This window comes from Marinibactrum halimedae (genome assembly GCF_021234875.1).
GTDB classification, from domain to species: Bacteria; Pseudomonadota; Gammaproteobacteria; order Pseudomonadales; family Cellvibrionaceae; genus Marinibactrum; species Marinibactrum halimedae.
Map to the genome: position 1 here is coordinate 1 of NZ_JAJQVM010000062.1, position 6641 is coordinate 6641.

The following is a 6641-nucleotide window of genomic DNA, read 5'->3' on the forward strand; positions in this document are numbered from 1 at the left end:
TCTCTTGGTTCTTCTTCGCCCAGCGGGCATCCGTATCTTTTTGAGCGCCAACGTTCGGATTCTTTTCAAAACGATCAGGCGTTTCACCGCGTTTTATCTGTTTGTTTTCTTCCTTTTTATTGCGCTGCCTGGGAACATCGACAAAACTCGCATCCACTATTTGACCTTTTCTTGCTTGAAAACCGTGTTCCTCTAATTGAACATCAAAAGTAAAAAACAAACGCTTCATTAAACCAGCTTTGACTAGGTTTTCTCTAAACAGCCACACTGTCTTGGCATCAGGCACCTTGTCCGATGGAGTCAGACCTAAAAACCGGCAAAAAGAATAGCGGTCCCGTATTTGGTACTCTATCTGATCATCGGATACATTGTATAAGTGCTGAAGTACGAGTACTTTGAACATCAGAAGCTCGTCATAGGCTTTACGACCCGCATTGCTTTTTCGGTTCGACTTTCGTATTTCCTTTAAGGTCGGACGAAAGGCTTCCCAAAATATCAGTTTGTTGAGATGAACTAATGGATCTTTTTCATCTAACTTGCGATACCTGTCATCTAAATCAAAAAAGCCGGGCTGAGACATAGAAGGAAACTCTTGAAATTTTTGAACAGTGAGATTATATCAAAGTTGGGCTATTTTTAGAGGTGCCCAGAAGTATTTCAGGCGATATCTCTAAAAAAGATACGTCTCGAATTGTTTTTTTGTGGCTGGATGACGACACCACGAAACTCTCATACAGAAATTGAAGCGCTTCTTTTTGGGTGATTTTTGCATCTGCATTGAGCATAGCAAAGTACACCTGTGCGGATCGCCCGAGGGAACCGTATTCTTTCGTGACCGATTGAATTTCAGATTTTCGGTTTATGCGTTCTTGAATGTATTCACTGTTTTTACGAGATAATCGTTGCAGACTTTTGTTCTCTGCATTTGTAAATCTCTCCAGTGTTGCCTTATGCTCAGGTTGAAAAGAATAACCCAATAATTTTATTAAGTGCTTAGCTTCTTTTTCATCTTCCTTGCCACGCAGGCGATCGCTGAATTCCATCAAACGATCATTGGCAATGGATAATAGAAGAGGATGACTATAACCAATGGATTCCGCTCGGGATGCCCCCCAAATTTTGAGCTTTGCTTCACCGGAATCAAAGTAATCAACAATACGACTGACCTCTGTACCTGCAATGCCTCGCTGCATGGCTTGTTGGTTTTGCGTTAGGGTGTTTTTTTCCTCGGGAGTGGCTTTCGTGTGTATTGTCTGACTATCAGTTTCAGAAACTACTCCTGCTTCAAAAACTACTCCAGATTCAGAAACTGCTGGAAAACTGATAATAGACAAACAAAAAAAGAATAATAATTGAGCAGAACAGCTCAATGTGGATTGTGAACGATGGGTCATACCTGCCTCATTACAAATTCTCCAATGAGAGCGAACTATACCTTATCTTTGTTTAATTCGAAATTCGAAACGTTAACTCGACAATACCTTCTCATTTTTCACTCGATATATGTGAATTTTTCTTAAATCGAAATACAAAAAATGAAAAGCACAAAGAACTTAACATTTATTTACATTGAGAGTTGACTGAATAAAAAATCAACGAAGAGGAAAATTAAAATACCCAATGCGTGGTTGTACTTTCAAATCACGCATTGGATATTAAAAAGAAGAGATAAAAATATAGGAACCCTTTACCAGGGTAACATTTCACCGTTGCTGTGCCAGAAAGAACCTGAGCTATCTAGAGTGAGTTGTTCGATGCGCTCCATTAATCGGCTGGCGGCCAATTCTGGGGGAATATCACCACGGCCACCCACCATGTCCGTTTGGACATAACCTGGATGCAATAACGCCACAGAAAATCCACGTTCTTTAAAATCTTGCGCCAGCGATACGCCCGCCGCATTTAACGCCGCTTTGGACATGCGATAACCATAACGACCGCCAGAACCGTTATCGGCCATTGAACCCATACGGCTGGTAATAAAAATGACTTTTGCGCTATTGGCTAAGGTGCTTTCTAATGCTTCGGTAATGCGCAATGGCCCTAATGCATTAACTTCAAATTGTTGCACCATAGTGTCGTAATTTAAACGACCAAAGCTTTCGTCGCACAACAGCCCGGCATTATTGATAAGAATATCAATGCCCTGCCCTTGGCCAATAATGGTCTCTACGCAATCGTGCAAGTCGGTTAAGGTTTCTGGTCGTGTGACATCAATGCCTGAGATGACTTTCGCGCCGCTGCTTTCAAGGGCTTCCGATGATTCGCGACACAAGCCTATCACTTTATGGCCTTTCGCCCGATACGCTACAACCAGTGCCAATCCGATACCTCTGTTTGCACCGGTCACTACAATATTCGCCATGTGTCCTCCCGTTCTGGCTTTTTACTCACCCGAAATCATAAGGGTCAGTTTTTACTCTTTCCCTATTTTAACGTAAAAGACAGCAATACAACGAAATTTTATTAAACTGTGTCTTTATTAGGCCGCTGCCTTATTAACCTGTTGTTTTATTGAGCTACTATTTTATTGAGCTACTATGGTGTGAGCTAGGGTTATATCCCCATACGATGCAACGCATCAAGTACTTCGCGCAATGATTTGGCCAGCCTCGGGTGTGAGGTTTCAAATACACCCAATTGATTTTCAATGCGTGCCCTCAAACCTGAGTTTTTAGTCAGCGGTTTGTTGGATGTCATGTGCATCAATACATCGCCAATCAAGTCTTTCTCTGAGGTATCCAAGGCTTCGTTGAGGTGCGTTTTTAAAATCACAATCGCCTCTGGTAACGATTGGCTGGGGTCACTCTGTGATACTGTGGTATGCGGCCCTGTGGTATTGACCATACCCTCCTCCCATTCAAAACAGGTTTACCTACAAACAGTATAGCCCGCAACTTAAGAGGCATTTATTGCCATAAAAACGTAGGATTAACACGTAAAATAGGCATAATAATCACGAAAACATCCATCTCTTTATACTAACTTTGTGAAAAGTCACCCTGTGAAACACGACCCAGAAAAAAAACCTACTGCTATAAACAGTAGCGACGTAAGCAGTAACGATGTAGAAGCTGACAATGCATTTGAAGTTTTGCGCCAGGCACGATTGGCCGCCGCCACTAAGCCCTTTAAAGCCCGTGGTGTTTCTGTGCAACGCTGTCTGCGCTGCCAATTAAAAATGCATCAATGCTTATGCCAATGGCGATTAACCGCAAACAGCCCGGTAGATTTTATTTTGATTTTGCATCGCAAAGAGGTGTTAAAGCCCACCAATACGGGGCGATTGATTGCCGACACTTTCCCTAAACACACCTACGTATTTGAATGGAACCGTACCGAGCCCCCTGTAGCGTTGTTACAACTTTTGCAATCGCCTGAGCGAGATTGTCGATTGATCTTTCCTAAAACCGATATGGACAACACAGCGGAAAGTTCGCCAATGAACAACTCTAATATCGGTCATAAAAAGCGAACCACCCTCGTTATTTTGGATGGCTCATGGCGAGAAGCGAAAAAAATGTACGCCAAAAGCCCGTGGCTTAAAAGTGTACCATTGCTGGATATTGGCGAATCGATAAAACAGCACCAAGCGTCCAATCAGTACACCTTACGACAGGCACCAAAAGAGCAACAGCTTTCCACTGTAGAGGCCATGATTCTTGCTATTCACGCTTTAGAGCATCACAACACTGCTGAAGTATTGCACGATTATTACGATGTCTTTCATTCACTCTATTCCGCATTACGAAGCAACACACAACCAAACGTTACTGCCGCCCATGCACGCATTCGGAAACGTCAAGCGTCATTGGTTACAGAGAATTGAGTAAAATGACCACAAATCACAACGGCAAACCATAATAACTAATCTATAACGACAAACCATAACAACAAACCATAACAACAAACCATAACAACAAAGATGATGACATTAACCCAAGACGATTGGACGGCCATTACATTAACCCTGCAATTGGCCAGCATCGTCACAACAATATTGTTGATTATTTCCACTCCTTTGGCCTGGTGGCTGGCCCGCTCGCATCGTTGGTGGAAAGCGCCGGTAAACGCACTGGTGGCCATGCCGCTTGTTTTACCACCTACCGTGCTTGGCTTTTATTTATTAGTGGCCATGGGGCCTGCTGGGCCAATTGGCCATTTCACCGCCTTCTTCGGTATGAATGGATTGGCCTTCAGTTTTTGGGGCCTGGTAATAGGGTCTTGCTTGTATTCACTACCGTTTGTGGTGCAACCCATACAAAATGCGTTTCAAGCCATGGGCAATCGTCCGCTTGAAGTGGCATCCACACTTGGCGCTGGGCCGATTGATCGATTTTTTTCGGTCATTTTCCCCCTGTGTAAACCGGGGTTTATTACCGGCGCCATTTTAGGGTTTGCCCATACCGTTGGTGAATTTGGCGTCGTGTTAATGATTGGTGGCAATATTCCGGGGGAAACTCGAGTCGTTTCTGTGCAGTTGTATGATCATGTGGAGTCGCTGCAATATGACAGTGCTCATGGCCTGGCTTTGATATTAATCCTATTTGCCTTTTTTACACTCACCGGCTTATTCATTGTGCAAAGGCGTCAACAAACCGGCATGATCGTTCAGGAATAAAATAATGCATTTTACCCAACACACCTCGAACGCCAACAAGGAAAAACATTGTGACGAGGGCATTCATCTTACACTGAAGGTGCCCACTTCACCTTATCCATTTTGGGAAAGCCATCGTTACTATGGCTATGCTGCGTCGATTAAAAAAAGAGTAAAACACACCCTCGTAAATACGTTTGCTTCTACTGTTTTTTCCGATAAAAAAACAGCTCTCCCTTTTTCGTTAAGTGGTCAATATCGATTAACAATCGAAACCGACATTCCAGGGCAAGGCATCACGGCTATTTTCGGCCCTTCTGGTTCAGGAAAAACCACGTTATTGCGTTGCTTGGCCGGGTTGGAATGTGTGCCCAATAGCAAAGTGCAATTCAAAGGCAGCGTCTGGCAATCACCTTCTCAATTTATTCCCCCCAATAAACGACCGATTGGTATGGTGTTTCAAGAGCCCAGTTTATTTTCCCATTTAACGGTGGAAGAAAATTTGCGCTACGCCATCAAGCGAGCAAAACCTTTTCCCTCTCATGGCAGTGCCACACCCAACTCCGAAATTAATAAAAACGTCATTAACAAAAAAACACTCGTAGAATTACTGGGTATTGAACATTTGCTCAACCACAATACCAAGGTTTTATCAGGGGGGGAGCGCCAGCGAGTCGCGATGGCACGCACGTTATTAACACAACCGCAATTACTGTTAATGGATGAACCGCTATCAGCTTTAGATGCTGCACGCAAACAAGAGGTATTACCTTATTTAGAACGCTTAAAAGAAGAATTAAATATTCCTGTGGTGTACGTCAGTCATAGTGTGGAAGAAGTTTCCCGGTTAGCCGATCACCTTATGGTCATAGAAAATGGAGAGTGCACGGCAGCTGGCTCCATTCACACCTTACCTTTATCACCGAGTGTGCATTTTCAATCGGAATCGCAACAAGCTGTGATTATCGATGCTTTTTTAAGCGAGCGGGATACCCAATACGGATTAATAAAAGCGGATTTTCCGGGTGGACATTTGTGGGTAAAAGACAGCGGCAATGCTCTGCATTCACCACAGCGCCTGCAAATCCAAGCCAAAGATGTCAGTATTGCTTTAACAGAACCCTCCAATACCAGCGTACTCAATCGACTTCCTGTCGTCATTACGGAAATCCGCTCTTCCAGTAATGCCATGGCTACACTGGTTCTTACGATTGGAAATGATGACAACCACTCCACCCAACTTCTCGCACAGGTAACAAAACGCTCCGTAGATAATTTGGGTTTACAGACAGGTATGCCTGTCTGGGCAATGATTAAATCCATTGCGATTGCGAGATAATATTCAACCTTGCCGTTTTATTTGAGCCACTGACTTTATGTTTGCCACTGAATAAAACGGCAAGGTTCAATAAAAGATAGGATAATAGTGCACAAAGACACTGTGCTTATTAGAAACGAGCTATTAAATTGGCATTAAACCGGAGTCACATTCTCCGCTTGTGGCCCTTTCTGACCTTGCGTCACTTGCATAGTGACTTGCTGCCCTTCAACAAGCGTTTTGCGCCCATCGCCAATAATGGCACTGTAATGGACAAAGACGTCCTTTCCACCATCTTGCGCAATGAAGCCATACCCTTTTTCATCGTTAAACCACTTTACCGTACCTGAGATCATATCAGACATATCGTTCTTTCTACCTGCGTTTGCGTGTTTTCCTTACTACGTTGACCATAGCGTTTCTTCCGATTCGGATATTCTATGGCAACGCTACTGACGAAATACAGAGTACCTCAGGTGTGTGACTAAAATGATGAATTTTTTTTGATAGAATATGACAACCCCTTTTTTTAAGGCTTTAAAGTCTCAGTTAAGGGGTTTAGCCTCACTGACATGGCAACTACAGCAACAATTACATACTAAGGAGTACATAGCTTAGCCAACATTAAGCGGCATCTGCTATGTACTCCAAATTCTTATCTTTAAAAAAGCCAAGCAATATATTTTTCGATTTCTGTAGCTGACACATAAACTTTTTTACTTG

8 protein-coding genes are annotated in these 6641 nt (G+C 43.2%); 3 read left to right on the plus strand and 5 right to left on the minus strand.

Annotation, left to right across the window (positions count from 1 at the left end; translation table 11 throughout):
* From LU351_RS19820 to LU351_RS19835, 4 genes are all read right to left on the minus strand, one after another.
* Positions 1-580 (minus strand): transposase (locus LU351_RS19820; RefSeq protein ID WP_232592392.1); only part of this gene is annotated, 580 nt, incomplete at its 3' end.
* 34 nt (positions 581-614) lie between these two features.
* Entirely contained in the window at positions 615-1394 is a 780-nt protein-coding gene (locus LU351_RS19825) for a hypothetical protein (RefSeq protein WP_232595830.1), read from the minus strand.
* Positions 1395-1687: 293 nt separating this feature from the next.
* On the minus strand, positions 1688-2365 hold the full coding sequence (locus tag LU351_RS19830; RefSeq protein WP_232595831.1) for an SDR family oxidoreductase: 678 nt from the start codon (positions 2363-2365) through the stop codon (positions 1688-1690).
* Positions 2366-2556: 191 nt separating this feature from the next.
* Positions 2557-2847 carry a DUF4404 family protein gene (locus LU351_RS19835; protein ID WP_232595832.1) on the minus strand — a complete coding sequence of 97 codons (291 nt, stop codon included), beginning with the start codon at positions 2845-2847 and terminating at the stop codon, positions 2557-2559.
* A gap of 157 nt (positions 2848-3004) precedes the next feature.
* Between LU351_RS19835 and LU351_RS19840 the strand changes: the two genes are divergently transcribed.
* The 3 genes from LU351_RS19840 (at position 3005) to modC (ending at position 5939) form a co-directional block, all read left to right on the plus strand.
* Entirely contained in the window at positions 3005-3829 is an 825-nt protein-coding gene (locus LU351_RS19840; protein WP_232595833.1) for a tRNA-uridine aminocarboxypropyltransferase, read from the plus strand.
* A 96-nt stretch (positions 3830-3925) separates the two neighbouring features.
* A complete protein-coding gene (modB, locus tag LU351_RS19845) occupies positions 3926-4621 on the plus strand; it encodes a molybdate ABC transporter permease subunit (RefSeq protein ID WP_232595834.1) in 696 nt (231 codons plus the stop codon).
* Between the two features lie 4 nt (positions 4622-4625).
* Complete coding sequence (gene modC / locus LU351_RS19850; protein ID WP_232595835.1) at positions 4626-5939, plus strand: molybdenum ABC transporter ATP-binding protein; 1314 nt, start codon at positions 4626-4628, stop codon at positions 5937-5939.
* Positions 5940-6073: 134 nt separating this feature from the next.
* Here modC and LU351_RS19855 read toward each other — a convergent pair whose 3' ends face one another.
* Positions 6074-6283: a cold-shock protein gene (locus tag LU351_RS19855; RefSeq protein ID WP_269783551.1), complete on the minus strand. Its 210-nt coding sequence runs from the start codon at positions 6281-6283 to the stop codon at positions 6074-6076.
* Positions 6284-6641: the final 358 nt, after the last annotated feature.

Bases quoted from the DNA above. Each gene is read 5' to 3' on its own strand.
- LU351_RS19825 (WP_232595830.1), bottom strand. From the start codon at position 1,394: ATGACCCATCGTTCACAATCCACATTGAGCTGTTCTGCTCAATTATTA.
- LU351_RS19830 (WP_232595831.1), bottom strand. From the start codon at position 2,365: ATGGCGAATATTGTAGTGACCGGTGCAAACAGAGGTATCGGATTGGCA.
- LU351_RS19835 (WP_232595832.1), bottom strand. From the start codon at position 2,847: ATGGTCAATACCACAGGGCCGCATACCACAGTATCACAGAGTGACCCC.
- modB (WP_232595834.1), top strand. From the start codon at position 3,926: ATGATGACATTAACCCAAGACGATTGGACGGCCATTACATTAACCCTG.
- modC (WP_232595835.1), top strand. From the start codon at position 4,626: ATGCATTTTACCCAACACACCTCGAACGCCAACAAGGAAAAACATTGT.
- LU351_RS19855 (WP_269783551.1), bottom strand. From the start codon at position 6,283: ATGTCTGATATGATCTCAGGTACGGTAAAGTGGTTTAACGATGAAAAA.